A 26,965-nucleotide genomic window follows, 5' to 3' on the forward strand; every position below is an offset into this window, starting at 1 on the left:
CCTTTGTATCTTTCAGTATTTTAGTATAAATATGCTTGTTGCTTCTTAACATCTCTCAATGTGACAGGAAGATGACAAAATTGTCACATTCAAAACGGCTACCTTATTTGGTAGCCGTTTCTATACTTCTTGAGAGATCTATTGTAAATGTTGTTTCATTATCTTTAGAATGTAGGTGGTATGGATGATTTAATGTAGTAAGGATACTTTTTACTAAATAAAGACCGATACCAGTTGCTTCTCCTTTTATACGTCCTTTCGTTCCTGTGTAAAATAATTCAAAAACACGTTTTATTTCACTTTCAGGTATCGTTTCTCCTTTATTTTTAATGAACAACTGTCCATTTTCATAATGGATCATAATAGCAGAGTGTTTTTCGCCATATTTAACTGCGTTACTTAATAACTGGTAAACCACAACCTTTAGCCATTTACGATCTGAATAAAGCAATATATGCTCCGGTATAGTGCTTTTAGGAAAGATTTCTTCTTCAATAAAATAATCCCTTAAATCGTTAATAACTTCCTGTACAATAAGTTTTAACTGGATTGGTTCTATTTTTAAATCTGCTAATAATTTAGTAGAGCGACTATACGTTAGTAACTGATTTAAAGAGAAGTTCAGTTTATCACATTCAACTTTTACTTTTTGCCATTCTGCAAGGGAATTGGGTTCCTTAAACTGATTAGACTGTATAAGCAACTGAATGACAGAAAGTGGAGTCTTCATTTGATGAACTGCATGAGAAATCATTAATTGCTGATTATGTAAAGAACTCTTATATTCCTCTTCTTTTGATAAAAATAAGGATTGAATATATTGCAACTGAGTTGCGTATGATTTCTCGTATGGAGCAATTGGCTGATGAATCATAAAATTTTCCGTATGGATGTTCTTGTTCCCAATATGTGTATACATTTTTTTACGACGTAAATAACGACAAAAAAGTAGTACGATCAATAGAGAGAAGGCTAGAAATATAAAATAAGTATAATGATTTTCAAAACCATCTAATCTATGAATCACAATTGGTAAGCTAATAAATGTAATGATATACAAAATAATAAAGCTCATATGGTCTTTTAAAAATAACTTCATGTGAGTTTCTCCGTTAATTGATAGCCAATTCCTCGAATAGTTGTAATTTCTAAAGTAGAATGAATGGCTTCTAATTTCTTGCGTACTCTTGCTATATTTACTGTTAAGGTATTTTCCTCAACAAATTCTTCCTCATCCCAAATTGCGGTAAGTAGTTGCTGTCGTGTTACAACATTCGGATACGCTTCAAAGAACATTGTACATAGCTGGAGTTCTTTTATCGTTAATAGCTCCTCCTGATTAGGTGTGCATAATCGTACAGTGTCCAGGTTTAAAGCTGTATTTCCTATTTTTATAATTTTCTCCTGTACATTTCTTGCATATTCGCCATATATACGACGAATTTGTCCATTAATTTTTGCAAGTACCACTCCTAATAAAAAAGGTTTAGTAATGAAATCATCAGCCCCATTTTCAATGCCATACACTTGATCCGCCTCACTCATACGAGCAGAGAGAATCACAATAGGACAATTCGATATTTGTCTTATTTTACGCGACCAATAATAACCATCAAAGGCAGGAAGGGTAATATCCATAATGACAAGGTGGGGTTGAAAATCTCGAAAAATTTCTAATACCTTTTGAAAATCTTCTACAATGAGGCAATGATAGCCATATTTTTCAAGATGTTTTTTTAGTGTATATGCAATATTCATTTCATCTTCAACAATCAATAATTTATACATTTCATCCTCCGATTTATTTATTAACTTTGTCTCATACCTTAATTTTAAACCATTATTGCTTTTGCTCAAAATGAGACCATTCTTATACTATATGGGGTGGCACCATATGCCCATCAACTTAAAGGTTTTATAACACCCAAAAATGAAAAAATGGACTTTTTTAATACAAGTTAGCACAAAATTTCGTTTTGGGGGTAGTTGTATTTTCTTAGCTTGATGATGATGTGGCGGTACCCCTAATAGGATCTTCCGGTTTATCTTCATTCTTTTCTACGTTCCTTAATGAAAAGCATAATTATTAATCCTAAAATCGTTGCACCTGCAATAGACACCATAATTACAATCGTTTTCGAAAAAGATGCAATATTCTCGATTGGACCAATCATCTGTTTATAAACGTTATCTTGTGCATCTAATTCATAGGACGCTGGTAACCCCAATTTTTTTGCTTCTTCTTTAAATGCATCAATATCCTTAGGATCCTTTAATGAATAGATTGTATTTTCCAGTGAATTCATAACAGAATTTCGTTGAATTCCAGACCAACAATGTAGTAAAAATTGTATGCCCCACAAATAAACCAATTCCTTAAGGTACAAGGAATTGGTTTATTTGTGCTCATTACTCTTGCTAAAATAATTTGCAAATTATATGTTGTTTTTATTCGATTTTTCCTATGCTAAGGAACTATTGGCAGAAGCTATGATAAATATTTAATTTATAACTAACCTTGTTTTAACTCAGATTTTTGCTCTTGTCTAAAATTATTCAAGATTTTTATTGAGACAATAGCTATTAAAGTGAATGACATGAATGTATATATCACGAACACGTCGCTAGAAGAAGTACCGACGAACTACGTGCATCCATTATATTCACTTCGTTGGCAGATTGAAATTCTGTTTAAAACGTGGAAGTCACTCTTTGAAATTGATGAATGTCAAAATATAAAAAGAGAACGCCTAGAGTGCCATTTATATGGACAACTCATCGGCATTCTCCTCTGTTCTCCTACGATGATTCAAATGCGTCAGTTTCTGCTTGAAAAGAAAAAACAGGATCTGAGTGAATACAAAGCGATGTATACGATTAAAGATTACTTTCCATTACTGTTTCAAGCGATAGCCGTTGGCACAGAAAAACTTTTAAAAATTCTGCATCGCCTTTATCAGCTGCTCAAAAAGAACAGTCGTAAATGTCATCGGTATAAGAAGATGACCGTCTTTGATGTTCTAGGGATTGTGTATAAAACGACGGTGAAGAATAGACAAGTTGCCTAGCAAAAAATCACGTTTTAATAGGCTTCTTTAGCATGCCTACCTTTCTATAAATTACTAGTTATGAAACAAGAATCGTTTCATAACTAGTAATTTACTTGATTAGCTTGATGGGTATGTGGTATGTCCCCCTTTCTGAAGAAATAATTAGTTTCTTGCAAACATCATGGGGAACAACAAAGTTTTATAGTTTTATTCGTTATTAGTAAATAAAATGTTAGATCGTTATCTCAATCTGATTTCCTTCAGGATCACTTACTACACTTTCATAGTAACCATCCCCTGTAGTACGCGGGCCATTTAACAGAGGGTATCCAGCTTCTCTTAATGTATTAGTTATTTCGTTCACTTTTTCTTTACTACCTACAGAAAAAGCAATATGCGCATATCCAATTGTTTGTGTTTGTACTTTCTCGTCTATCCCTACCTGCTTCATAAGTTCTAGGCGCGCACCGCCTTCAAAAGTTATAAAATAAGATTCAAACTGCTTTTTCGGATTGTGATATAAATTATTTTCTTCACCATTAAAGTACTGTTTATAGAAATCACGCATTCCTTCTAAATCCTTCACCCAAATTGCTACATGTTCAATTTTCATAAACGACACCTTTTCTTTTATGTTATTCAACTGACAATCGGATGCTTCATTGCCAGTACATTTAATTTCCTTTATTTGTTCTCGTGATCATAAGATCAAGTCCAAGACTTTTTAATCCATATAAATAATCTTCTTTCCAATTACTCACTGTTATTTTCGGAATATGTTCTACCGGAATGTACTGCGGACAAGTTTTTACAATTTGCTCTATTACAAATTGATTCATTTCATCATCACAGAAGATAAAGGCATGAGGGTTAATAATAGCTATACATGTAGCTATTAAACGAGTAATAGCATCTATATTATATTCCTCTGGATTATTCGAATCTTCACTTCTCAAAGCTTGCAAGAAATTTTTATTATCATATTGCGGAACAAAAGATATCTCTCCTGAGAAAAACGTACTTCCGCGTACGACATCTCCATTTACCATAATCCCCGCACCTGGGCCATTTTGACCTGAATACAAATATACAAGAGAGGAATTATCATTATTCCCCGTGTTTTTATGATAGCCGAGCACTGCAGCATTCATATCGTTTTCTATTACTACCGGTATAGAAAACTGTTCCTCCAAATGACTTTTCAAATTAAAATTTTGGAACTTTTCATATCCAGGAATATAGAAAATACGCCCATTATCAACCGAACCAGGCACACCAATTGATATAGAGCTTATTTTTGGGAATGTAGCGATAAGGCTTTCAATATGTTTAGATAATAAACTTATGCCAGTATCAATTAATACACTTGAAGTACTTCCTTGTTCTTTTACTTCCCCTAAACAGTTAAAAATTGTATAGTTTGTCTCATTTTTTTCTAAAAATATTGCTAAACCTAACATATATTCTGGATTATATTCATATCGTTTCGCTCTTCTTCCGCCACTTGAATCATCTAAACCAGCTAAAGTGACTTCACCGTCTTGTTTCATTTTTTCTATAAATTTACTTATCGTTGGAAAACTAATTTCTAATGTATTACTAAGTTCAACTTTCGTTGCACTACCTCGCTCTAGAAGAGCTGTACGAATGCCGCGAAGGATTGTCTCTTTAATCGATTTTTGAGTAACAAATTGTTCACTCAAATCGCTCACCACCTTAATCAACATACTTATTAAACACTTTTAATAAGTTGCGTTGACAATATATCACACATCATTTTCTAAAGCAATAAAGATGATATATTTCCCATGCATGCACTCTCTGTTTCGCTTCATGTATTCATACAATTCCAGATAAGGGAACAAATAATGAAACAGCTAAGCAAAGCATTACGTATTCCGAATGATTCCCCCTAGTATACCAGCCGACTAAAATAGCTGTATAACCGATGATAGAAACTTACAGCAAACGCGACACCAATTTATTCATGTACCCGTAAAAAAGGATTTCTATAAGTTTATCGTTTTAATAACTTTAGCTAGATTACCACCAACTACTACATTGCTGGGTACATCTTTTATCACAACTGCCCCTGAAGCAATTACAGCGTTGTCCCCAATTGAAACACCAGGGTTAATTATAGCTCCCCCGCCAACCCAAACATTGTTACCAATCTTTACAGGCTTCCCGTATTCTTTGCCAGAATTCCGCTCTACCGGGTGTAAAGGATGCGTAGCAGTATAAATGTGAACACCAGGTGCAAACATACAATTATCACCGATTCGCACTTCACAAACGTCCAAAATCACACAATTGAAATTTGCGAAAAAGCTCTTTCCAACATGGATATTGTAGCCGTAATCACAACGAAAATCAGGATTAATTTGGGATTTCCCATCAGTTGAAGAACCTAAAAGCTGATTTAACAAAGTAAAACGTTGTTCATCTCCTGTCTCCATCGCCTCGTTATAAAGGCGTGTTAAACGTTTTGCCTCCACCCTATCAGCCACCAATTCTTCGTCATCCGCAATATACATTTCTCCTGCCACCATCTTTTCTTTCTCCGTTTTCATACAATCCTCTCCTTTTTTATTATATGGGATGCACTTATTAAACATCTTTAATAAGTGACTTTAATTAAACTTATTAAACGCGTTTAATAAGCAACCCTATATTAGCATACTTTTTCATATATGCAACTAATAAGTTTGAAAAAGAAATGCGAACTCCTTACTTCACCTAATGATATTACTTGGTGGCATTTTACTAATATAATGCATTATACATTGTTTTTCATTAAAACCGTTGAGACTCATCATCACATAAAATCCCCTCCTTTAGGTGCTAATGAGCACACCAATATGCAAATCAATTGTTAATAAAAAGAGATTGACCCAAAAGTAGCTGAATAGCAACTTGGGTTAACCTCTTTTATTTATTATCTTTATTTAACTCTTCTACAATGTCCCTTTTCCCTATTATATTAGCAAAAGGTATAAAAATAATAAGGACTATTCCGAACATCCCCGCTATTACCGTTACGATCAGTTTGAAATCAAAAAATAAAGGTGTACGATCCATTATACTTACCATATAGGTTAATAATACTCCTATAACAACCCCTAGTACGATTCCAATAAGTACATATAAATTAACTTGTGTCAAAATAACTTGTACAATCCCCTTTTTCTTAACTGTTATTGCTCGTAAAATAGCAAACTCTTTTCTTTTAGATTGAATATTATTTATAAGTGTATTACATACCCCTAATGTTACACTAAACAAAATTACTACAATAACAACGATGAAAATGGACCACCTTTGCTGAAACATTAAATTAGATTGTTTTAACGATTGAGTATAACTACTTATTTTTAATTGTGGATATTGACCTTTCACTTTCTTTAAGTGCTCCAACGTCTCTCTCTCATTATTTGAACTAATAAATGCACGCTCAAAAACTGTATAATCTTGTTTATATGTTACATTACTCCAATCCATGAGTACCGAAGGAGAATTCGGTAGCTCGTTAACAATTAATCCAACTTCTACCTTACTAGACGGTCTAACTTTTTGTTCCTGTTCTGAAAATAGACCCAATTGAACGATATCACCTACATGAAGTTTATACCGCTCCGCTAACTCTTTTGTAACAATTATACTATTCTCCAAATTGGCAGGTACTTCTGGCAGTAACCCTTGCTTTTCCATTTCTTTCAAATCACCTAAATTATAGTCAAAAGTAATATAATTTTCACCTTGCTTTAATTCTGCCAGTGAGTTCGTACTAATTGTACTAGCTCCTTTTACACTACTTATTTCTTTAAATATATTTTGTATATGAGGTAAGGTAATGGTTGAATCATTAGTCAAACGATTTTCCACAACAATATGTGTTGGAAATTCTCGTTTTAAATACCTTTCATTATTTTTTTGCATCGTTTTAAATATAGTGGAGCCGAAGACAACTATCACCATCATTGTACTTATCATTAATATAACAAATGTATTTTTCCTTACTTGCGGAATTACATTTTTAATAGCAACAAATGTATTCCTTCCAAATATTTTTTTCATCATAGGTAGACATACTATTAATATCGAAGAAAGATAAATAGGAAATAAAACATACACTCCTAAAACAAGAAATATAGATCCTATTAATATCACTATTGCCTGCGTATCCCCCGTATTTACTACAAAGCCACCTAAAACAGTTAAAAATATGCTGCTAATTAAAAGGAATTTCCCCATAATACTGCGTGTATTTTTATTAGAAAAATCGGATTCTTCATTTTCACGCATAAGCTTGACTGGCAATATTTTCGAACTTCTGTATGAAGGATATAACATAAACAGTTCAATAAAAAAGATACTACAAATCATTGTTACAATTGCTATTTTATAGTCGAAACCCATTGAATTCATTTGAAAAGCAAATACATGCTCTAGCCAACTTTGTAAAAAACGGTTACTTATTACAGCTAGTAACAAACCGAATATTCCACCAAAGAAATTAATTACACTACATTGAATAAATATAACTGTAAACATTTGTTTCGTTGTTGCTCCCATTGATCGCATAATAGCAAATTGACTTTTATATTTATATAAAAACACTTCAAAATTAGACATCAATAGTAACGAAGTAATAATAAGGATTAATACAGATACAATAACTATAAAAATATGTAATGACGCTAAGTTACTTTTTAAAAACTCGTCTTCCTCCGCAATATCGATTCTTAATTCTTTGTCTATTTTATGAATTTGATTAGATAATGCTAGTACATCAGCGTTCGCTTTTGCTTTTATCAACACATAAGTAGCTTCAGTGTGTTTACCCGTTTTTTCGTATACGTGCTGTTTCACTGCACCTTCCAATAAAATGAGCATATCTGGAGCTGAACCTCCAGCTTCTATATCAGGTAACACTTCTTTTACTACATATGATTTATTTTCTATTTCAATCTTTTCCCCAACTTTTACTTGTAAAGTTTCCGCTAATCCATCATTTAATGTTACTTCCTCATTTGATAGATTTTTAGAGAAGTGATATCGACTTTTAGATAACGAATCATTTTGAACACCTACCGTATAAATAGCTGTATTCAATTTATTCACTTGCAAATGATTTACTAACACTTTTGACATGTATTCAATATTTTTTTGTTCCTTAATATTTTGTAGTAAAGATTTATCCATCAATTTATTTTGATCAGGGGTATATCCAACAGATAAATCCATATCTCCATATACATTTTTCACTTCATTTATTACAGACTGCTTCGCATGACTCGAAAATACAATCATCGTAACAATTAGACAAACAGCCAACATAACACTAATGATAGAGGAAATAGCAGTAAATTTATTCGTCTTAAAAAAGCGTAAACCTAATCCTCGTACTGATTTTATCATTTTGATTTCTCCATTAATTTTTTAAATTTATCTAAAATAATATTCATATCATTTACTCCATGAGAACACGTATAATCATCAACAACTTCTCCATCATGAAAGAAGAGAACCCGATCTGCATACGTAGCAATGTGAGGATCATGAGTAACAAGAATCATACTTTGATTGAATCTTTGTTTCATATCGACTAGTACCCGTAAAATATCATTAGACGTATTGAAATCTAAATTTCCAGTAGGCTCATCTGCAAGAACAATTGGCGGAGATGTTATTAACGCCCTACCAATTGCAACACGTTGTTGTTGTCCCCCAGAAAGCTGAGTTGGTCGATGATTTCTCCAATTTACTAAACCAAGAACATCTAATATTTTATTTACTTTTTCTCGTATCTCCTCTTCTGAATCAGCTGATAATATGAGGGGTAACGCAACATTTTCTTCTACAGATAAATCCTTTAATAAATGAAATGACTGGAATATAAATCCTATGCTATCCCTTCTATACTCTGTCGCATATGGTTCAATAAACATATTTTCAGGTACTTCACCATTTACATATATAACCCCCTCATCAGGCTTATCTAGAGCACCAAGAATGTTAAGTAATGTACTCTTCCCAGATCCACTCGTTCCCATTATGGCAAGAAGTTCTCCTTTATTTAACTCCAAAGATACATTTTGTAAGGCTCTAACATTTGTATCTACACTCTCATAAGTCTTACTTAAACCTTGAACTGCTAACACAATTTCACTCATCTTTATTCACCTCAACATGATTAAATGTTACTTCCTCCATCAGATTAACTTGAATTAAAATTTTTTCTTTTAAATTACTAGGTGGCACAATTTCTGTTCCCATTTGAACTAGCAACATTTTTAATTCGAGAATTGTAACCATTTCTATCCCTCCTCACTCTATATTGGTAACAAGTTGAAATTTCGTTCGATTTTTTTATAAAAAAATAAGGGAACGCTCAGCGTCCCCTCTCAAATCCAATCCGTTTTTTAATTTCTGCTAAATTTACCTTCGCGATTTCTCTTGCCCGCTCAGCACCTTTTTCTAATGCTTCATATAATAAATTTGGCTCATTCATATACATAGCGTATTTCTCCCGAGGTCCTGCTAATTCGCGGTCTACAACGCGAAACAACTCTTTTTTCATATCGCCCCATCCGATTCCAGTTTCATACTTTTCTCGCATCGACTGTATTTCATCTTCCTTCGCAAATTCTTTATATATCATAAATAATGTTTCTAGTTCTTTCGGTTCATTTGGAAGTGAAGAATCTGTTTTGATTTTAAATATTAATTTTCGTAGTTTTTCTTGCTCTGCAAATAACGGGATCACATTTCCATAACTTTTACTCATCTTCCTTCCATCAAGACCAGGTAAAATGGCACCTTCTTCTTGTATGACATACTCCGGAAGCGTAAATGTCATACCAAATGTATGATTAAAATACGTCGCAATATCACGCGCAATTTCAATATGCTGAATTTGATCTTTTCCAACTGGTACATGAGTAGCTTGAAATAGTAATATGTCAGCTGCCATTAAAATCGGATACGTATATAATCCCATATTCACGCCTGCATCTACCTCTAAACCCGCTTCTTTATTTTGCTCCACCTTCGCCTTATATGCATGGGCACGGTTCATAAGCCCTTTTGGAGTTAGGCAAGCTAATATCCAAGCTAATTCTAGAATCTCCGGCACTTCTGTTTGTCGGTAAAAAATAACATCTTCTCCAAGTCCAAGTGATAACCAAGTAGCTGCTACCTCTTTCGTATAACTACTGAACTTTTCTGGATCATGTACAGCATTTAATGCATGATAATCCGCTATAAAATACAATGCTTTTCCTTCATTCTTTTTTGACATTTGTAATGCAGGTTTAATCGCACCAATATAATTTCCTAAATGAGGATAACCTGTCGGCTTAATTCCTGTTAACATTATTTTTTCGCTCACCTTAACTCCTCCTTCCTTAAAATAAAAAGAGCCCCTCATCCTATAAAAAGGACGAGAGACTCCCGCGGTACCACCTTAATTAGCTATCATTATAGCTCACTTCAACTTCTTAACGTGAAGTAACCGTCTTTGCCTACTCATTTCAGCTAGAAGCTCCGGAGCCCATTCCATATTCATCCCTTACTGATTTCCACCACACATCAGCTCTCTACAAAGTTTCGAATATGTACTCTTCTCTTTCATTGCTTTTCGTTATTTTTTACAGTTTATCACATTTCCCGTTCTCTCAAAACTGAATTTTCTATTTTTATTAGGTTTTAACAATAGTCATTACCAATTTATTCCGAACGATATATAATCAATATATATAGAAGCGATTTGTAATACAAAAACGAGGTGATGTCATGGGTTGGTTTACTAAAAAGAATGATACGTTTAAGATTGATGTATTTAAGAACGATGATAATAGTCACGATGATACTTTAGGGGTAATTATACATTTCACACCTATCGCTATATATTTATACACCTGCGATGAGTACATAGAAACATTTGACGGTGCGCTCACTTTTGAAAATGAGAACGGAAATCAAGTAGAAATCGGGGGTACCTTCATTTCTCTTGAAGTAGATGCTAATTTTCGCATGGACGATTTAATATTTGATTACAAACTAAAGGAAAGCAATCTACCTATCATTGAATTAAAAGCCTACGCATAAGGTTTATTTGTTTACTTCAACAAGAGTATAAATAAAAAAAGAGCTAAAACAGTTTTATCTGTTTTAGCTCTTTTTTTACATATTCAACTTAACAAATCTATAACTATGCGTTACTAACACTTTTAATATCGCATATCCTGGAATTGCTAAAATAATCCCCATAATTCCAAATAAATTTCCGGCAGTTAAAATAATAAAAATGATAGTAATCGGGTGAATATCTAGCTTTTTCCCCATGACTTGCGGAGAAATAAATTTACCTTCTGCTAATTGTACGACCATCATTACAATAATTACTTTTAACACCATTGATGGCGAGTCAATAAATGCGATAATTAATGCTGGTGTAATTGCAATGATTGGTCCTACGTATGGAACGATATTTACAATCATTGCTAAAATAGCAAGTAGTACCGCATATTTAATACCAATAATAAGGTAACCGATTAATAGCATAATACCGATAAACAAGCTAACGATAATTTGCCCTCTAATATACGAGCTAATCGCATAATGCATATCATCTAGTATTCTCATCGTTGCTGGTTGTCTTTGCTCTGAAATAAACTTTAAAAAGTGGTTCGGTAATTGTTCACCATCTTTTAAAAGATAGAACAATATAAACGGAACCATTACAAACGTTAAAACGACCTCTGTAACAGTACTTAAAAATCCAGTTACATTTCCAGTTACTGATGATAGCGACTTCGTAAAATCAACTGTATAGTCTTTTACCATACTCGCTACATCAATATTTAAATTCTCTTGAATTTTGCCTAGTAAATTACTTTCCCCGAATCTACGTGCTGCTCGTTCAACTTCATGACCGAAATACGGTAAGTTATCTATTAATGCATCAATTTGATCTTTAATAATCGGGATTACTGTTACAACTAAAAATACAAATAATCCTAGTACTATTATATATATGGAAGCTATTGATACGATTCTTGAAACACCTTTCTTTTCTAAAAGCGAAACGAATGGATGCAATATATAAAATAGCACACCCGCTAATAATACAGGGAAGAAAATTGTTTTTAAAAAGACGATAAACGGAGTAAACACAAAAGAAATTTTCGTTAGCAGTAATATGTTAATAAACAATAACGCAAAGCCGAGTAACACCGCTAAATAATTTTGTTCTCTAAAAAACTTTTTCAACTTATCTCTTTTTCTAATATTTAATTTCTCCAATGAAACCACCTCTTCGAATGATGAAAAGCCCTTATTCAGGGCTTTTCATCATGATCTATATCTTTATTTTCTTGCAGCTTTCACTACAAATGATACAATAAGAATTAATACGATTGCACCTAATAATGCTGGCACGACATGAATCCCACCAAATGATGGCCCAAAAGATCCAAATAATCTACCACCTAATGAAGCACCTAACAAACCTGCGATAATATTTCCAAACATACCACCCGGAAAATTTTTACCCGTTATAGAACCTGCAATTGCACCTATAATAGCACCAACTATTAATGTGATAATCCATCCCATCTTTAGTCCTCCATTTCTATTATAGTGTATTTCTTTTTGATACTAAATTGTTATGTAACTATTATAATTATTATATCCAATAAAGAAAAATCTTGTCAAATCTATGAAAATAAAGTCTATAAGGAGGTTTTACCCTATGATTCAAAAATTAGTAACAACTTCTCACAACACCGCTACTTCTATTTTAAACATTCAAATACCCGCTTATGAAATTGAAGCAAAATATATAAATAGTACGGCTATTCCTCGTCTTTATGATACTGTAGCCGATATTCAATTATGTGATGAAATTTTTTACGGCTATTTTTATGAAGATACACTTGCTGGGTTTATTTCTTTTAAAATGGATGAAGAGGAAGTTGATATTCATCGTTTAGTAGTATCCCCCGATCATTTTCATAAAGGAATCGCCACAAAACTACTACTTTATGTATTTGACATGTTCTCCCCTTCACAAACATATATTGTACAAACAGGGAAAGAAAATACACCTGCTCTGTCTTTATATAAAAAACATGGATTTATTAAAATAAATGATATTATATTACCCGATGGAGTGGTTTTAACCTCGCTCAAAAAATCAGAAAACATAAAATAGTTTGACTCATCAATTTATTTATGTTATCCTTTACTTTATAAATCCTTTTGCTGAGTCCAAATTTTGGAGCGGGGGAACCATTTTTGTAGCCATGCTACTTGGGGCGAATCTTATTTAAGTAGGGAAACTCTCACTTCCCGAGTCCGACAGCTAACCTCGTAAGCGTAATGGGAGAGGAAGGTGCTTTTTGCCTATGTTACACAGTGTACCTCCTTAATTATAAATATGGGATCGATACCAATAGACACCTATATTTATAGAAAAGGAGACATGTATAATGTTACGTTTATCTGATCACGCAATAAAAATGATGGAGCAAAGACTTCGACTCGAACAACACCGCACATATCAAGCTAATAAAGTTGTAGATAACTTACATCACAAATACTTCTTTCAACATATTTTTCAACCGAAAAGATAAAGAAAAAAACACAAGGTGTGTCTATACAGACATTCCTTGTGTTTTTTATATTCCTTATAGTATTCTCACTACATTTAAACTTGCCGTAATCGCACCTGCTATAGTCGTCACATGCCCTACACCTAACGGGCCATTTTGTAATATTAATGTTGAATTAGCACTCGTTACATTCACAAGAAGCGTATTTGAAATGGCAGGTTCGATTACTACCGTTGATGTCGTCACATTTTGTATGAAACTCCCTGTTACTTGTGTTCCATTTAATAGCAACCTAACAGATACTGTCTCATTCCCACCAGTCGCGTCCCCTTGGAAATAGTAGCTTACTAAATATATTCCTGGTGTGGATACTGTGACAGTTGTAGCACTAGTTAAAGATACACCAGTTCCATATACAGTGGATCCAGAATTAATTGGGATGTTGGCATTTGCTGCAATTGTACTTGTTGAGGTAGAGAAGAAATAGCCGCCACCTGTTGATATAGCAGACGATCCAGTTGCTCCGGTTAAGCCGGTTGGGCCCGTAGCACCTGTTGGGCCTGTTATTCCCGTTCCCCCTGTTGCTCCTGTTATTCCTTGGATTCCTTGGATTCCTGTCGGTCCTGTCGCACCAGTCACTCCCGTCGCTCCCGTTGCACCCGTTGGACCGGTTATCCCTTGTGGACCTTGGATTCCTTGTACTCCTTGTGGACCTGTTACTCCCGTCGCTCCCGTTGCACCCGTTGGACCGGTTATCCCTTGTGGACCTTGGATTCCTTGCACGCCTTGTGGACCGGTTGCTCCAGTCGGTCCCGTTGCTCCGGTTGCTCCGGTTTCTCCTTGTGGGCCTTGGATTCCTTGAGGACCTTGAGGGCCCGTTACTCCCGTCGGACCGGTTGCTCCTGTTACTCCGGTTGGACCCGTCGAGCCAGTTATACCTTGTATGCCTTGAGGTCCAGTCGGGCCTGTTGGACCAATCGGACCTTGAATTCCTTGAATTCCTTGAATGCCCTGTGGTCCTGTTGGGCCTTGTATCCCTTGTATTCCCTGAATTCCTTGCGGGCCTGTTGCACCTGTTGGACCAGTTGGACCCTTTGGACCTTGCACTCCTTGTATTCCAGTCGCTCCTGTTGGACCTATATCTCCTTGTGGACCTTGAATTCCTTGGATTCCTTGAGGACCAGTTGGACCTGTTATACCACTTATCCCTTGTACTCCTTGTAAACCTTGAGGACCGGTTGGACCGAGTGGACCTTGGATTCCTTGCAGACCTTGTAAGCCTGTTGGTCCAGTTGCTCCCATTACTCCTTGCTCACCTTGGATTCCTTGTATTCCTTGCGGGCCTGCCTGCCCAATTGGACCTTGTGCCCCTTGCACTCCTTGTTGACCGGTTGGGCCGGTTGCTCCTATCGGCCCTTGTACTCCTTGTAAACCCTGTAATCCGGTTGGACCTGTTGCTCCCATTACACCTTGTGGACCTTGGATGCCTTGGTCACCCGTTGGACCGGTTGCTCCCATTGGTCCCTGCACTCCTTGCAAACCTGTTAAACCAGTTACCCCTGTCGGTCCCTGTATTCCTTGCACTCCTTGGATTCCAGTCGCTCCTGTTGCTCCGGTCGCCCCTGTTGCACCTGTTGCTCCGGTCGGACCGGTTGGACCTCCCGGTGATCCTGCTGGACCCGTCGGACCAGTTGGGCCTCCTGGTGGCCCTGTTGGACCCGTTGCTCCGGTTGGACCCGTTGCAGATCCAGTTGGGCCGGTTACCCCCGCCTGACCGGTCGAGCCTGTTGAACCTGGATCCCCTTGCAAGCCAGTTGCCCCTGTTGGACCTATTACACCTTGCACTCCTTGAATTCCTTGAGAGCCAGTTGGACCTGTCGGCCCCATATCACCTTGTGGACCTTGTAAACCTTGAACGCCAGTTGTCCCTGTTGGTCCCATCGGCCCTTGTTCCCCTTGTATCCCTTGAGAGCCAGTTGGACCAGTCGGTCCCATCGGCCCCTGAATGCCTTGTATTCCTGTTACACCTTGTAAACCACTACTTCCTAAATTCCCTTGAACACCTTGTATACCCGTATTTCCTGTTGGGCCGGTCGGACCATTTTCACCTTGCACTCCTTGTATACCTTGTATTCCTGTTGGACCAGTCGGGCCGATTTCACTTTGTATTCCTTGTATGCCTTGTATTCCTGTTGGACCTGTTTCTCCCATTGGTCCAGGTATTCCTTGTATCCCTTGAATACCTGTTGGACCTGTCGGACCCCTTTCGCCTTGAATACCTTGAACACCTTGAATTCCCTGTGGACCTTGTTCCCCCATCGGACCTTGACTACCTTGAGCACCTTGTGGTCCTGTTAAGCCAGTTGGACCAGTTGGGCCAATTTCTCCCTGCACCCCTTGCACTCCTTGAATTCCTGTCGGACCTGTTGGACCAATTGGTCCTTGTACGCCTTGTATTCCTTGCGGGCCAGTCGGTCCACCTAAAGAACCTGTCGGACCCGTTGGACCAGTTGGCCCCGTAATACCTGACGCCGGAAAAGGAATAGGTGCTTGAAACTTACTACACTTATCTTGATCCCTCACAAGCATCTCCCCCGTTATAACTAACGTGTCAAACTATTTTTAATACATTTAAACTAGCTGTTATCACTCCAGATAATGTCGTTACATGCCCAATAGCTAATGGACCATTTTGCAAAGATAAAGTAGCATTTGAAGAAGCAACATTAATGACCATCGTATTAGAAATCGCTGGTTCTAATACAAAGGTACCTCCTGTAACATAAAAAATAAGACTCCCTGCGACTTGCGTTCCATTTAAAGTAAGACTCACAGAAATCGTTTCATTCCCCCCATTTGGATCACCTTGAAAATAATAGCTGACTAAATATATTCCCGGCGTACTTAACGTTACAGTTGTTGCATTTGTTAAACTGACACCGGAACCAAAAGTTGTAGATCCAGAATTGATTGGTATTAACGCATTCGCTGCAATTGCACTCGTTGAAGTAGAAAAGAAATAACCGCCACCGCTAGGTAAGCCAGTCGCCCCTATTGCACCTACTATTCCTAAGAAACCTATAGCCCCTATACTACCAGTGGCTCCGGTAGGTCCCACAGCTCCAATCGGCCCTTGACTACCTTGCGCTCCGGCTAGCCCTTGACTACCACTAACCCCTGTCATTCCACTTACTCCAGTTGGGCCTTGCAAACCTTGAATACCTTGAGCACCTTGTATTCCAGTTACTCCAGTTGCTCCGGTCGCTCCTGTACTTCCTGTACTTCCTTGTATACCTATAATCCCTTGAACGCCTTGTATACCTTGTGCCCCGGTCGCCCCTGTTTCTCCTGTCGCCCCTGTTTCTCCAGTTACACCTGTTATCCCAACATTCCCTTGTGGTCCCTCAGGTCCTTGACTACCTTGCGCACCTTGCACTCCTTGTAGACCTGTTATCCCGTTTTCTCCTAAATCCCCTTGGGGACCTCTAATTCCTTGCGAACCTGTCGGACCTGTTATTCCTTGTATTCCTTGCATACCTTGAGAGCCTTGCGCTCCTGTTGGTCCTACTATACCTTGTATTCCTTGAGGTCCCTGCAAACCGATAGCACCAGTTGGACCTATTATTCCTTGAATTCCTTGAAGACCTTGGGCACCTTGAGCACCAGTCAATCCAATTTCCCCTTGTATTCCTTGCACTCCTTGTATCCCTTGAACGCCAGCTGCTCCTGTTTCCCCTCGTATCCCTTGAGGGCCTTGTATACCTTGTGCTCCAGCTGCTCCTGTTTCTCCTCGTATTCCTTGTGGGCCTTGGACTCCTGCCGCTCCTGTTGTGCCTGTAGGACCTATTATTCCTTGTAACCCTTGTATTCCTTGTGCCCCTGTTGGACCTGTTACCCCTTGTATACCTTGCACACCTTTAGGACCTTCTGCACCAGTTGGACCAATTTCTCCCTGCGGGCCTTGAGTTCCTTGGGGGCCTTCTACACCAGTTGCTCCTGTTATTCCTTGGTTACCTTGAGAACCTTGTGCACCTTGCATTCCAACTACACCAACTACCCCTTGGGAACCTTGTGCTCCCCTTACACCTTGAGCTCCAGTAGGACCAGTTATGCCTTGTGACCCTTGTATTCCTATTGCACCTGTTCCTCCGGTTATACCCCGCGCACCTGTTCCACCCGTTGGACCTGTTGGACCCCCAGGTGGACCGGGTGGGCCAGATGGACCTGTCACTCCACTAGATGGACCAATTGGACCGGTTGTTCCCGTCGGGCCACCCGGTGGTCCTTCTGGGCCTTGCATACCAAAACTCCCTGTTGCTCCTGTTATCCCTCGTACTCCTTTTGCTCCTTGAAAACCTGTGGATCCGCTTACTCCTTGTATCCCTTGAATACCTTGTGGACCTTGAGGGCCTATTACACCTGTTATCCCCTTTATTCCGCTTATGCCTTGAGGGCCTTGTATTCCAGTAGAACCAGTTGGGCCAGTTACACCTTGTATCCCTTGATCACCTTGGTGTCCTTGCTCTCCAGTAATTCCTTGTATTCCTTGTGGACCTTCTTCTCCTTGTATACCTGTAGTTCCGTCCTCTCCTTGTATTCCTTGCGCTCCTTGGAGACCTTGAGGACCTGTTACACCTGTAATTCCAACTTCACCTATCACTCCTTGCATTCCTTGTGCTCCTGTTGGTCCTCGCTCACCTATTTCTCCTTGTATCCCTTGGGCGCCTTGTATACCTTGACTACCAGCAGGGCCAATCGTTCCTTGTATCCCTTCTGGACCTTGTACTCCAATATCCCCGGTTGGACCTTGGTTTCCAATTAATCCTTGAGGACCTTGCAAGCCTACTGGACCAGTTACACCTTGCTCTCCAGTCTCACCAATGGCACCTTGTATTCCTTGAGCTCCCGTTGTTCCTCGCGAACCTTGTATGCCTTGAATACCTTGAGGGCCTTGTGGACCCGTTGTTCCTATAGGTCCAGTGATTCCCGGAGGTCCGACAGGACCTTCATGCCCTCCAGTTGGACCAGTTGGACCACTATTACCAGTAGGACCCGTTGCTCCTATAAGTGGAAGAGGCAGTGCCACTCCAAATTTTTTGCACTTTCTATGATGACGCACAACAATCCCCCTTCCCCAAAATAATTACACCTTTTATATGAAATGCATTTTTATAAGAAAAGTACACCTCTGACCTCATTTTTCAAAAAATAAAGAAGCCTATCATTTCATTTATTTGAAATGATAGGCTTCTTTTTATAAAGCACTTTACTTTCTCGCCTTAATAATAAAAGTCGTTGGCACCATTCTAGCTTTATATAAAGAATAATATTTCGTAGACGGCTCAGCTAGTTCTTCATCAAATGAGCTAGATGGTTCAGGCTCTTCTATTCTCTCAATTGTAAATCCCGCTCTATTTAACTCATTTATGTATGTACTTATTTTTCTCTTATATAATGTCGCTTGTACATTTTCTCCTTTAAATGTTTCAAACGTAATAGGTGTTTCCTCATGGTATGAAGACTTTAAAACAATTTCTTCTGTACCATACTGTAAGTTTGAATATACTGGGTGCTCCCAGCTAAAAATAAAACTTCCGCCTGGCTTTACATACGAATAAATTAGTTCCAACGTTTTTCTTAAATTCGAAGTCCAACCTAATGCATAAATGGAATATACAATATCAAAATACCCTTTCGGAATATCCCCTTCCTCTTCCATTGCTCCGCATATTAACTTTGAATTCCAACACTTTAACGTTTCATTTGCTGTTTTAATTTGTTCACTTGAAAGATCAAGACCCCATACTTCCTCTGCCCCGTGTTCTGCCATATATTGCAACGAATGCCCACTTCCACATCCAATATCAAGAACCTTTTTATTTCTAATTGAATCGAACAAATGAATCTCATCTTCAGACGCTGTATACGGACCATATTTCGGTAAACAATCCACTTGAAAGAAATATGGTGCAACTGTATCCCAACACTTTTTATTTAAAGCTAACATTTGTGTACCTTTCATATTCTACATTCCCCCATCCAATTTTCTTCCCCTAATATAAATTACACATTATAACCCGATCTCCCTTTTCTCTTCGCCCGGTAATTTTTCACTTTCGCAATCGTACCGCACGCTCTTCCTCCTGCTTCTCCAGCATACATACCGCACCATCTTTTACTTCCATTTCGCGAATGATCATAAAATACCCAGCGACAATCTGGGCATGCTTTTAACCTTCCCCACAAATTTTCTTGAATCGCCATTAAAACAACGCTTAATACTTTTGTATATACATTCTCTTCGTGCACAGGCTCATATGTAATACCTTTCATATCTTCTTTTACATGTACATGAAATGGGTATTTCTCTAACCACTTTTGCAATGATCCTTCGCCTTCAACGGTTAACCGAATATCTTCTCGAAAACTTTTTAATTCCTCTATCGTATGAAATGGAACCTCTTCATGAAAATATTTTTTCATAAAGAGCTTTATATCCTCTTCTGTTTGCAGCATATCAATTGGCTCTCTCGTATCGTTTGGTATTTTCCATGTATTTAAAAATTCCCGAATATATTCTAATTCATTTGGTGCATTTTGATTCAATTCCATCCACCTTCTTCTTAAAATTTACTTTTTTCTGACTTTATGTATAATTATAATATAAAATAGTTAACCATTAAATAATTTTACTGGTTACAATATTAGGAGGAGTTCTATGAAAAGTTTCTCAATACCGATACGTTTCATGCTTATTTCTTCATTTTTTATGTCTTTTGGGTATTTTGCAGTATACGCATTTTTAGCTATTTATCTATTAAGCTTTCTTCATTTTTCTGCTGTTCAAGTAGGAACAGTGTTGACGGTTATGACAATCACATCACGAGTTGTCCCATTATTCTCAGGATTAATTGCTGACAAAATAGGCTATATCATTATGATGATAGCCGGATTATTTTTAAGAGGAATCGGATTTATCGCTTTAGGAATATGCTCTGATTTCTATACAATTTCTATTTCTTCTGCACTTATTGGCTTCGGAACCGCATTTTACGAACCTGCTGCGCGCGCCATATTCGGCTCACAACCAGCTCATATGAGAAAAAATTTATTTACATATTTAAACCTTAGTTTTAATTGCGGTGCAATAATTGGACCAATTGCAGGAGGGTTCTTACTCTTACTCGATCCAATCTATGCTTTTTCTCTAACAGGATCTCTTATGCTGTTATTTGCTTTTATCTTTTACTTACTTAAAAATCACTTCCAAGTCACTACTGAAAATACGTCTATTACATTAGGGCTACAGGCTATTTTACAAAACAAATCTTTCCTTTTGTTTTCATTTATTATGATTTTCTTCTATATTATGTTTACTCAGCTTACTGTCGCACTTCCACTTCATATGAAAAACATTAGTAATAGCAACCAGCTTGCTACACTAGTTATTACGATAAATGCAATAACAGGCGTCGTATTTATGGTATTATTTCGAAAACTATTTCATAAATACAATACACTTTCAATTATTAAATACGGTGTTTTATTAATGAGTATTTCCTTTTTACTCATTCCTTTATTTCAACACCCGTATTGGCTATTTATTTGTGTAATTTTATTTACAATTGGCGAAACACTCGTATTACCTAACGCTGATATTGCTATTGCAAATTACAGTAACGAATCATATACAGCTACTTACTTCGGATTTTATCAACTATCACTCGCATTTGGTTTTATCATCGGTAATTATACCGGTACATCTTTTACAGCCAACTTAAGCGGAATGTATACACCATGGCTTATTTTCGGTGGAATAGGACTTATCGGTTTTATTTCACTACATATTTTAAATATAAAAAAAGGATTCCCTAAAGAAGATATATACCTATGTAATAATACGAAACACCTTTAACACATTACAATTGAAATGGTACCTTTAGACAACCAGCCTATAAAAAAAAAATTCGACCATCATATGTGACAGTCGAATTTTTTTATTCTTCATATTCAAGATGATTATGTCTTTTACAACCAAATAAATAGCAAGCCCCTAAATGATAAGTTTCAAATTCTAACTCTGGAACATATCCAGATTTGATACGTTCTATCATTGTTTTATAACAATTATTCTCTTCTGTATATTCCTCAATTAACTCTGTCTTATCTTTTTCTGTCCAGTTTTCTTCTACTTCTTCATTTTGAACATCTTCTATTTCTGCTGTTTTCGCTTCGATAGATTCCCGTATAACTTCATTTATACGCGTGAAATTATTAGCTTTATATAAAGCATAAACAAATCTACCAATCCAATTGGGGCTTTTCCAAACTTCTTTGTATCCCTTTTCGAACCATTCAATTGCTTCTTTATAACAATTCAACTCAACATATAAATCTGCTACACGAATTTCTCCTACAAAATCATCAGCTTTCCTGTTAAAAGTATCTAACTTCTCTTTCGCTTCTGTCGTTCGCCCTAAATCAATTAAACATTTTACATAGCTATACATTATATAGTCCGAATCCCTTGCAACTCGCAAGAAAAATTCCGAAGCTTTTTCTAACTCTCCAAGGTTATAATGCGCTACAGCTACATTGTGAAATGCTTCACCCGATGGTTGCATCGAAATAGACTTTTGTAATACTTCTTTCGCTTCTTCCCACTTTTCTTGTTTCGTGTAAATTCCCCCTAAGATGTTATAAGGAAAGTATGAGGAAGGATTCAACTTAATAACTTCTCTTATTAATTCAAGAGCTTTATCATCATCCTCTTCCTCATAAAAGTACATCCAAGCAAGATTATTGAGAGATTGTACACCTCTAGATTCATGTACTGCTTGATGAAACAGTTCCATTGCTTCCACATATTTATTTTGTTCAAACATTTCAATTGCCTTCTCGTTAATGTTCAAGTAACTACCCCCGAAGTGAATGAATTCATCTATTCCACATCGTTATTTTAATATGAAAAAATTGTAATTTCCATAAAAATAAGTCCTTTCGCCTGTCTACATGTCATCATATAGTTGGATAGCCAATTCATAATGATTTTGACAACACTGCTTTCTACAGAAAATATATACCTACTGGAAAGATACTGATTTAAAACAATAAGTAAACTTTTCAAACCCCTTAAATTGGATATACAGCCTGTTTAATTTTACATATTATGGTACAATCAAAAAGAGTGCTAGCTAAACAGTTACGTTCCACACTAGCAGTCTAGCAATGCCAAAATCAAAAATCACTTGAAATTGGAGGATGTTATGAGAAAGAAATTAAGTGCTCTTCTATTCATTGGAATCATATTATCCGGATGTTCAACTATAGCAGAAAATTCTTTAGAAACTGGAAAAGGCAGTATTGAATTATTAACACCGACGATTACAACAAAAGATAACGAATTAGAATTTAAGACTGAAGGCATTGATGAAAATAAAGTGACGTTTATTTATGTCGCCAATAAAAAGGTATTGGAACAAAAAATTAATAATGGCGAATCCTACAAAGTTAACATTAAAGATATCGAGCACGCTCATAGGACAGATTACAAACCAAAAGTTCAACTTTTGCAAACGCAAGATGATCATAAAGATGGAGAGATGGTAACGTTTAAACAAGTTAGATATACAGTTAAAAAAAATTAATTTTATAGATATTTCATTATAAATGTAACGAACGAAAATGCACTTTTAACAGAGGGTAAATGTAAGGGGTGCCAACATGAAAAGACGATGGATTTATTGGTGGATTGGTAACATATTTTGGATTATAACTTTCGGGATATTGACAGCTATCATTTGGCTAAGAGAGGTTGATGGGACTGGTGTTACTCAAACACCTGAGCTGAAATTAATAGCCTTTATCGTTTTATTAATTGCATTTATATTACCACTAATTATTCAAGTTGTATGGTTACTTGTTAATCTGAGAAAAAGTAGAAAAAAATAACGCAGAAAAAAGAGAGGAATCTTTTTCAATATAGATTCCTCTCTTTTTTATATGGGGACTATGCCGTGCTTTTAAAGCTGCACAACTCCCTTTTCTTTACGATACATGTTCATCTTTCTTCTTCATTAATGCTCTTTTCTTCATCGCCTTCGTTAAATATCCGCCTTTAAATGAACGGATTTCATAAGAAGACATAAACGCTTTTGGTGCAATTTCATTAATAATTTCTAACAGTTCTTTTTCTCTAGAACGCTTTGCAACGATATCTAAGCGATAACGTATTGAATTAATTCCTTCGCCTTCAAATACTGTAACACCAAATCCAGAGTGACGTAGTTCATCTACTAATTCATTACAACGGTCTAGCAAACTAACTTGATACGTAATATATCCAATTGCTAATTTATTCTCTATATAACCGCCTAATAATAGTCCCGTACTAAAGCCAATAACATAGGCAATGATGTTCATCCAATTTGATAAATCTTGAAACACAATACCTAAACTGACAATGTAAATAGCTCCTTCTAACAATCCAACACCAGCAGCGGATCTTGTTTGATTCTTTACAAGCAAAATCGTACGGATTGTTAAAATTGGAACGTAAATAATTTGAAGCACAAAAATAAGTAACGCTTGTAACATTGGTATCCACCTCTTTCAAAAAGTCTTTTGTCATAATAACATACATAACCTTTAGAAATCGATGGGTTTTTTAATTTTTTTACATTATTTTTCATACTATTGAAAAACGTAAAAAAGAAGCGTATTATATTTGTCGTAAATTTGATTCTCTTCATTAGCTCGCTTAAACTCAAAAAAGGAACCCCACTAGGTCCCTTTCATCATAGCTCTATGTTTTTCGAAGCATGTTCCCTTTGCTTCTCTTCTTCTTTCACTAACTGCATATTTGCATAAGCTAAATTTGCAATCATTAAAAAGTGACCACCTAAAATGCCTGTACCGAATGCCCACATTTCCATTTCATGCTCAATTTCATACATAATAATAGCCCCTAAAATGGCTGCTGCAAATCGGTTTAGAACTCCTAATCCAGGAGCCTTTTCTTTCATGACGATACTTTTCCCAAGTTTCTCCACTCTGCGAGCTAATAACCAAAGGCAATATGCACTTACAGCTAATCCGATACCAAACCCTGTTACTTGTTTTCCAAACGGAGTAATCGTCCACATAAGTAGTAAACCACTAAAGATCACATACAATTGTAATCGATATACACGTAAGGCTGCTTGAATCAAAATATCCGCTCCTAATTTCACATTTTTTATACTTTAGAAGAAAAGCAGCAACTTACACAGTTGCTGCTTTCTCTTCTTCTTGTTCTTGCTCCATCTTACGAATTTCAACACGTTTAATTTGGTAAGCGTCTTTTTCTAACACTTTAAATTCATAACCTTCCGCCTCAACATGTTGTCCTTCTTCAATTTCATGATTTTGCATCATAATCCAGCCACCGATTGTATCCACATCATCTTCTTCAATGTGTAATCCAAATAAATCTTTCACTTCGGAGATAAGCACTTTTCCATCAACGATTTTATGGTGCTCATTCACATGCTGAATTGGTGGTGCTTCATCTTCATCATATTCGTCACGAATTTCGCCGACGATTTCCTCCAAGATATCTTCAAGCGTTACAATTCCGGCTGTTCCTCCGTACTCATCATATAAAACAGCCATCGGAATTCGCTTCTTCTGCATTTGAAGTAATAAATCGTGAATTGGAGTTGTTTCCATCACTTCAATAATCGGACGCATATACGTGCGAATCGATGATAAATCTTCTTTATCGTTGTTCATATATCGAATAAAGAAATCTTTTACATTGACCATACCGATAATATCATCTTTATCTTCTCCAAAAATCGGATAACGTGTGTATCGTTCATTTTGGATTACTTTCATGTGTTCTTCTACTGAATCTTCCAGGTAGAAACCAATGATTTCTGTTCGCGGTACCATAATCTCTTTTGCAATACGATTATCAAATTCAAAAATGTTATTTACATACTTGTATTCAGCCTGATTAATTTCGCCACTTTCATAACTATCTGAAAGGATAAGGCGTAATTCTTCCTCTGTATGAGCTACTTCATGTTCTGAAGCTGGTTTTAAACCGAATAAGCCAGTTACAACACGAGCTGAACCGTTTAATACCCAAATAAATGGATACATGACTTTATAAAACATCATTAACGGACCTGCCAATAACAACGTTACTTGTTCAGCCTTTTGAATTGCCATCGTTTTCGGAGCTAATTCCCCTACTACAACGTGTAAATACGTCATTAGCATAAAAGCAAGACCAAATGTTAATACTGATGAGATAGAAGGATTTATGTTCCATTTCTCAAATAACGGGTGTAATAACTTTTCAATTGTCGGTTCACCTAACCAACCTAATCCCATAGCTGTAACTGTAATACCTAATTGACAAGCAGATAAATATTCATCTAAATTTGTTGTTACCTTTTTCGCTGCTAAAGCACCGCGTTTCCCTTCCGCAACAAGCTGATCAATACGACTTGAACGTACCTTTACAATCGCAAACTCTGCTGCTACGAAAAATCCAGTAAATGCGATTAAAATCGCAACCATGACTAAATTAAATATTTCCAATGAATCCCCTTAGTTTAAAAAACTAAGGTGTCCACCTCCTGTATACTATAATGTTTTCTTATTTGTTCATTAGAAAACATAGCCCGATACAAAAATTAAAGAGGTCGGATTTCACTTTTTTCTATAATAATAGAACAAGTGTCTGTATTAAAGCTGTCGTTTGACCAGATAAAGATTTCGATATTTTTTCACGTTGTGAATCAGTCAATCCATCTAAAAGCGGCTTTAACTCCGTTAACTCTGCTTCTAATCGATGAATATGGTCTGTCACTTCATTCACTTGTTTCGAAACGTGTTCATTGATACCGAGCAGCTTCTTCTTCTCCTCGATTTTCTCTTTAATCTCACAAAGCGGCATATGCATTTCTTTGCACTTCTCAATAAATTGTAATGTCTCAAATGCTGTTTCATCGTAATAGCGATAATTAGATTGAGATCGCTCCGCTTTTAAGATTCCTAGATTCGTATAATAATCAATCGTGCGTTTCGACACGTGAGCCATGAGAGCCAACTGTCCGATTCGATACACCTTCCCAACGATCTTCCCCCCTTGTTTATATTACTAACATCATACAATACATAAACTGTACAGTCAAACGTGACGGTTTATTATTCATAATTTATACAAAATTTCACATGCCATCTAAGTATGTAGTATATTCACACTCTATAACTCTATCCATATAGTTAGATTACTGTTTTTTC

26 protein-coding genes, 2 pseudogenes, 1 riboswitch and 1 other annotated feature are annotated in these 26,965 nt (G+C 36.5%); of the genes and pseudogenes, 7 read left to right on the forward strand and 21 right to left on the reverse strand.

What is annotated here, in order from left to right; genetic code table 11:
* Positions 1 to 103: 103 nt before the first annotated feature.
* The 3 genes and pseudogenes from DN394_RS14865 to DN394_RS14875 form a co-directional block, all read right to left on the reverse strand.
* Positions 104 to 1,099 carry a sensor histidine kinase gene (locus DN394_RS14865; RefSeq protein ID WP_098705081.1) on the reverse strand — a complete coding sequence of 332 codons (996 nt, stop codon included), beginning with the start codon at positions 1,097 to 1,099 and terminating at the stop codon, positions 104 to 106.
* Positions 1,096 to 1,788: a response regulator transcription factor gene (locus DN394_RS14870; protein ID WP_098705082.1), complete on the reverse strand. Its 693-nt coding sequence runs from the start codon at positions 1,786 to 1,788 to the stop codon at positions 1,096 to 1,098. Before DN394_RS14870 ends, DN394_RS14865 begins: the two co-directional genes overlap by 4 nt.
* 263 nt (positions 1,789 to 2,051) lie before the next feature.
* Positions 2,052 to 2,312, reverse strand: a pseudogene (locus tag DN394_RS14875) (ABC transporter permease); the annotation flags it as partial.
* A 285-nt stretch (positions 2,313 to 2,597) separates the two neighbouring features.
* On the opposite strand from DN394_RS14875, the pseudogene DN394_RS14880 reads away from it, so the two are divergent.
* Positions 2,598 to 3,068 (forward strand): annotated as a pseudogene (locus tag DN394_RS14880) (transposase); the annotation flags it as partial.
* Positions 3,069 to 3,282: 214 nt separating this feature from the next.
* On the opposite strand, the gene DN394_RS14885 reads toward DN394_RS14880, so the two are convergent.
* The 7 genes from DN394_RS14885 to DN394_RS14910 form a co-directional block, all read right to left on the reverse strand.
* Positions 3,283 to 3,663: a VOC family protein gene (locus tag DN394_RS14885; protein WP_098705083.1), complete on the reverse strand. Its 381-nt coding sequence runs from the start codon at positions 3,661 to 3,663 to the stop codon at positions 3,283 to 3,285.
* A 61-nt stretch (positions 3,664 to 3,724) separates the two neighbouring features.
* Complete coding sequence (locus DN394_RS14890; RefSeq protein WP_149293913.1) at positions 3,725 to 4,753, reverse strand: ROK family transcriptional regulator; 1,029 nt, start codon at positions 4,751 to 4,753, stop codon at positions 3,725 to 3,727.
* A 306-nt stretch (positions 4,754 to 5,059) separates the two neighbouring features.
* Entirely contained in the window at positions 5,060 to 5,623 is a 564-nt protein-coding gene (locus DN394_RS14895) for a maltose O-acetyltransferase (RefSeq protein WP_098705085.1), read from the reverse strand.
* Between the two features lie 358 nt (positions 5,624 to 5,981).
* A complete protein-coding gene (locus DN394_RS14900) occupies positions 5,982 to 8,471 on the reverse strand; it encodes an FtsX-like permease family protein (protein ID WP_149293914.1) in 2,490 nt (829 codons plus the stop codon).
* Positions 8,468 to 9,226 (reverse strand): ABC transporter ATP-binding protein, encoded by a 759-nt coding sequence (locus DN394_RS14905; RefSeq protein ID WP_098705087.1) that lies wholly within the window; start codon positions 9,224 to 9,226, stop codon positions 8,468 to 8,470. The genes DN394_RS14900 and DN394_RS14905 overlap by 4 nt, the downstream gene beginning before the upstream one ends.
* The gene (locus DN394_RS28980; protein ID WP_098705088.1) at positions 9,219 to 9,368 is read right to left on the reverse strand and encodes a hypothetical protein; all 150 of its coding nucleotides are present in this window, start codon (positions 9,366 to 9,368) and stop codon (positions 9,219 to 9,221) included. Before DN394_RS28980 ends, DN394_RS14905 begins: the two co-directional genes overlap by 8 nt.
* Positions 9,369 to 9,444: 76 nt before the next feature.
* Positions 9,445 to 10,482: a tryptophan--tRNA ligase gene (locus DN394_RS14910; protein WP_149293915.1), complete on the reverse strand. Its 1,038-nt coding sequence runs from the start codon at positions 10,480 to 10,482 to the stop codon at positions 9,445 to 9,447.
* A 5-nt stretch (positions 10,483 to 10,487) separates the two neighbouring features.
* Positions 10,488 to 10,695, reverse strand: a binding site (T-box leader).
* Between the two features lie 152 nt (positions 10,696 to 10,847).
* Between DN394_RS14910 and DN394_RS14915 the strand changes: the two genes are divergently transcribed.
* Positions 10,848 to 11,162 (forward strand): hypothetical protein, encoded by a 315-nt coding sequence (locus DN394_RS14915; RefSeq protein ID WP_088064057.1) that lies wholly within the window; start codon positions 10,848 to 10,850, stop codon positions 11,160 to 11,162.
* 75 nt (positions 11,163 to 11,237) lie between these two features.
* Here the strand turns inward: DN394_RS14915 and DN394_RS14920 are convergent, their stop codons facing one another.
* Positions 11,238 to 12,359 carry an AI-2E family transporter gene (locus DN394_RS14920; RefSeq protein WP_149293916.1) on the reverse strand — a complete coding sequence of 374 codons (1,122 nt, stop codon included), beginning with the start codon at positions 12,357 to 12,359 and terminating at the stop codon, positions 11,238 to 11,240.
* 63 nt (positions 12,360 to 12,422) lie between these two features.
* Entirely contained in the window at positions 12,423 to 12,671 is a 249-nt protein-coding gene (locus DN394_RS14925; RefSeq protein WP_000539721.1) for a GlsB/YeaQ/YmgE family stress response membrane protein, read from the reverse strand.
* A gap of 136 nt (positions 12,672 to 12,807) precedes the next feature.
* Here DN394_RS14925 and DN394_RS14930 point away from each other — a divergent pair, with 136 nt between their 5' ends.
* Both DN394_RS14930 and DN394_RS28985 read left to right on the forward strand, forming a co-directional pair.
* Entirely contained in the window at positions 12,808 to 13,269 is a 462-nt protein-coding gene (locus DN394_RS14930; protein ID WP_060487765.1) for a GNAT family N-acetyltransferase, read from the forward strand.
* Between the two features lie 38 nt (positions 13,270 to 13,307).
* Positions 13,308 to 13,450: riboswitch (cyclic di-AMP (ydaO/yuaA leader) on the forward strand.
* 96 nt (positions 13,451 to 13,546) lie between these two features.
* Positions 13,547 to 13,690 (forward strand): hypothetical protein, encoded by a 144-nt coding sequence (locus DN394_RS28985; protein WP_000945246.1) that lies wholly within the window; start codon positions 13,547 to 13,549, stop codon positions 13,688 to 13,690.
* Positions 13,691 to 13,744: 54 nt separating this feature from the next.
* On the opposite strand, the gene DN394_RS14935 is transcribed toward DN394_RS28985, so the two are convergent.
* From DN394_RS14935 to DN394_RS14950, 4 genes are all read right to left on the reverse strand, one after another.
* On the reverse strand, positions 13,745 to 16,258 hold the full coding sequence (locus DN394_RS14935) for a BC_3345 family exosporium-associated protein (RefSeq protein WP_149293917.1): 2,514 nt from the start codon (positions 16,256 to 16,258) through the stop codon (positions 13,745 to 13,747).
* A 22-nt stretch (positions 16,259 to 16,280) separates the two neighbouring features.
* Positions 16,281 to 18,788 (reverse strand): collagen-like protein, encoded by a 2,508-nt coding sequence (locus tag DN394_RS14940; RefSeq protein ID WP_149293918.1) that lies wholly within the window; start codon positions 18,786 to 18,788, stop codon positions 16,281 to 16,283.
* 147 nt (positions 18,789 to 18,935) lie between these two features.
* The gene (locus DN394_RS14945) at positions 18,936 to 19,691 is read right to left on the reverse strand and encodes a class I SAM-dependent methyltransferase (RefSeq protein WP_098085509.1); all 756 of its coding nucleotides are present in this window, start codon (positions 19,689 to 19,691) and stop codon (positions 18,936 to 18,938) included.
* Between the two features lie 41 nt (positions 19,692 to 19,732).
* Positions 19,733 to 20,275 carry a CGNR zinc finger domain-containing protein gene (locus DN394_RS14950; RefSeq protein ID WP_002108006.1) on the reverse strand — a complete coding sequence of 181 codons (543 nt, stop codon included), beginning with the start codon at positions 20,273 to 20,275 and terminating at the stop codon, positions 19,733 to 19,735.
* Positions 20,276 to 20,387: 112 nt separating this feature from the next.
* Between DN394_RS14950 and DN394_RS14955 the strand changes: the two genes are divergently transcribed.
* The gene (locus tag DN394_RS14955; RefSeq protein ID WP_098209303.1) at positions 20,388 to 21,584 is read left to right on the forward strand and encodes an MDR family MFS transporter; all 1,197 of its coding nucleotides are present in this window, start codon (positions 20,388 to 20,390) and stop codon (positions 21,582 to 21,584) included.
* A gap of 82 nt (positions 21,585 to 21,666) precedes the next feature.
* Here the strand turns inward: DN394_RS14955 and DN394_RS14960 are convergent, their stop codons facing one another.
* Complete coding sequence (locus tag DN394_RS14960) at positions 21,667 to 22,581, reverse strand: tetratricopeptide repeat protein (protein ID WP_149293919.1); 915 nt, start codon at positions 22,579 to 22,581, stop codon at positions 21,667 to 21,669.
* Positions 22,582 to 22,935: 354 nt separating this feature from the next.
* Between DN394_RS14960 and DN394_RS14965 the strand changes: the two genes are divergently transcribed.
* A complete protein-coding gene (locus DN394_RS14965) occupies positions 22,936 to 23,316 on the forward strand; it encodes a hypothetical protein (protein ID WP_141521018.1) in 381 nt (126 codons plus the stop codon).
* A gap of 76 nt (positions 23,317 to 23,392) precedes the next feature.
* Positions 23,393 to 23,620 (forward strand): DUF3923 family protein, encoded by a 228-nt coding sequence (locus DN394_RS14970; protein WP_098085516.1) that lies wholly within the window; start codon positions 23,393 to 23,395, stop codon positions 23,618 to 23,620.
* A gap of 96 nt (positions 23,621 to 23,716) precedes the next feature.
* Here DN394_RS14970 and DN394_RS14975 read toward each other — a convergent pair whose 3' ends face one another.
* The 4 genes from DN394_RS14975 to DN394_RS14990 form a co-directional block, all read right to left on the reverse strand.
* Complete coding sequence (locus tag DN394_RS14975; protein WP_000938437.1) at positions 23,717 to 24,265, reverse strand: DUF2179 domain-containing protein; 549 nt, start codon at positions 24,263 to 24,265, stop codon at positions 23,717 to 23,719.
* A gap of 200 nt (positions 24,266 to 24,465) precedes the next feature.
* Positions 24,466 to 24,879 (reverse strand): ATP synthase subunit I, encoded by a 414-nt coding sequence (locus DN394_RS14980; protein WP_000613585.1) that lies wholly within the window; start codon positions 24,877 to 24,879, stop codon positions 24,466 to 24,468.
* A gap of 52 nt (positions 24,880 to 24,931) precedes the next feature.
* Positions 24,932 to 26,260 (reverse strand): hemolysin family protein, encoded by a 1,329-nt coding sequence (locus DN394_RS14985; protein ID WP_046957914.1) that lies wholly within the window; start codon positions 26,258 to 26,260, stop codon positions 24,932 to 24,934.
* Between the two features lie 121 nt (positions 26,261 to 26,381).
* The gene (locus DN394_RS14990) at positions 26,382 to 26,789 is read right to left on the reverse strand and encodes a MerR family transcriptional regulator (protein ID WP_000285638.1); all 408 of its coding nucleotides are present in this window, start codon (positions 26,787 to 26,789) and stop codon (positions 26,382 to 26,384) included.
* Between the last annotated feature and the right edge of the window lie 176 nt (positions 26,790 to 26,965).

Source organism: Bacillus sp. BB081 (genome assembly GCF_008368895.1).
In the GTDB taxonomy this organism is placed as follows: Bacteria; Bacillota; Bacilli; order Bacillales; family Bacillaceae_G; genus Bacillus_A; species Bacillus_A wiedmannii.

Bases quoted from the DNA above. Each gene is read 5' to 3' on its own strand.
- DN394_RS14865 (WP_098705081.1), bottom strand. From the start codon at position 1,099: ATGAAGTTATTTTTAAAAGACCATATGAGCTTTATTATTTTGTATATC.
- DN394_RS14870 (WP_098705082.1), bottom strand. From the start codon at position 1,788: ATGTATAAATTATTGATTGTTGAAGATGAAATGAATATTGCATATACA.
- DN394_RS14885 (WP_098705083.1), bottom strand. From the start codon at position 3,663: ATGAAAATTGAACATGTAGCAATTTGGGTGAAGGATTTAGAAGGAATG.
- DN394_RS14895 (WP_098705085.1), bottom strand. From the start codon at position 5,623: ATGAAAACGGAGAAAGAAAAGATGGTGGCAGGAGAAATGTATATTGCG.
- DN394_RS14900 (WP_149293914.1), bottom strand. From the start codon at position 8,471: ATGATAAAATCAGTACGAGGATTAGGTTTACGCTTTTTTAAGACGAAT.
- DN394_RS14905 (WP_098705087.1), bottom strand. From the start codon at position 9,226: ATGAGTGAAATTGTGTTAGCAGTTCAAGGTTTAAGTAAGACTTATGAG.
- DN394_RS28980 (WP_098705088.1), bottom strand. From the start codon at position 9,368: ATGGTTACAATTCTCGAATTAAAAATGTTGCTAGTTCAAATGGGAACA.
- DN394_RS14910 (WP_149293915.1), bottom strand. From the start codon at position 10,482: ATGAGGGGCTCTTTTTATTTTAAGGAAGGAGGAGTTAAGGTGAGCGAA.
- DN394_RS14915 (WP_088064057.1), top strand. From the start codon at position 10,848: ATGGGTTGGTTTACTAAAAAGAATGATACGTTTAAGATTGATGTATTT.
- DN394_RS14925 (WP_000539721.1), bottom strand. From the start codon at position 12,671: ATGGGATGGATTATCACATTAATAGTTGGTGCTATTATAGGTGCAATT.
- DN394_RS14930 (WP_060487765.1), top strand. From the start codon at position 12,808: ATGATTCAAAAATTAGTAACAACTTCTCACAACACCGCTACTTCTATT.
- DN394_RS28985 (WP_000945246.1), top strand. From the start codon at position 13,547: ATGTTACGTTTATCTGATCACGCAATAAAAATGATGGAGCAAAGACTT.
- DN394_RS14935 (WP_149293917.1), bottom strand. From the start codon at position 16,258: ATGCTTGTGAGGGATCAAGATAAGTGTAGTAAGTTTCAAGCACCTATT.
- DN394_RS14945 (WP_098085509.1), bottom strand. From the start codon at position 19,691: ATGAAAGGTACACAAATGTTAGCTTTAAATAAAAAGTGTTGGGATACA.
- DN394_RS14955 (WP_098209303.1), top strand. From the start codon at position 20,388: ATGAAAAGTTTCTCAATACCGATACGTTTCATGCTTATTTCTTCATTT.
- DN394_RS14965 (WP_141521018.1), top strand. From the start codon at position 22,936: ATGAGAAAGAAATTAAGTGCTCTTCTATTCATTGGAATCATATTATCC.
- DN394_RS14970 (WP_098085516.1), top strand. From the start codon at position 23,393: ATGAAAAGACGATGGATTTATTGGTGGATTGGTAACATATTTTGGATT.
- DN394_RS14975 (WP_000938437.1), bottom strand. From the start codon at position 24,265: ATGTTACAAGCGTTACTTATTTTTGTGCTTCAAATTATTTACGTTCCA.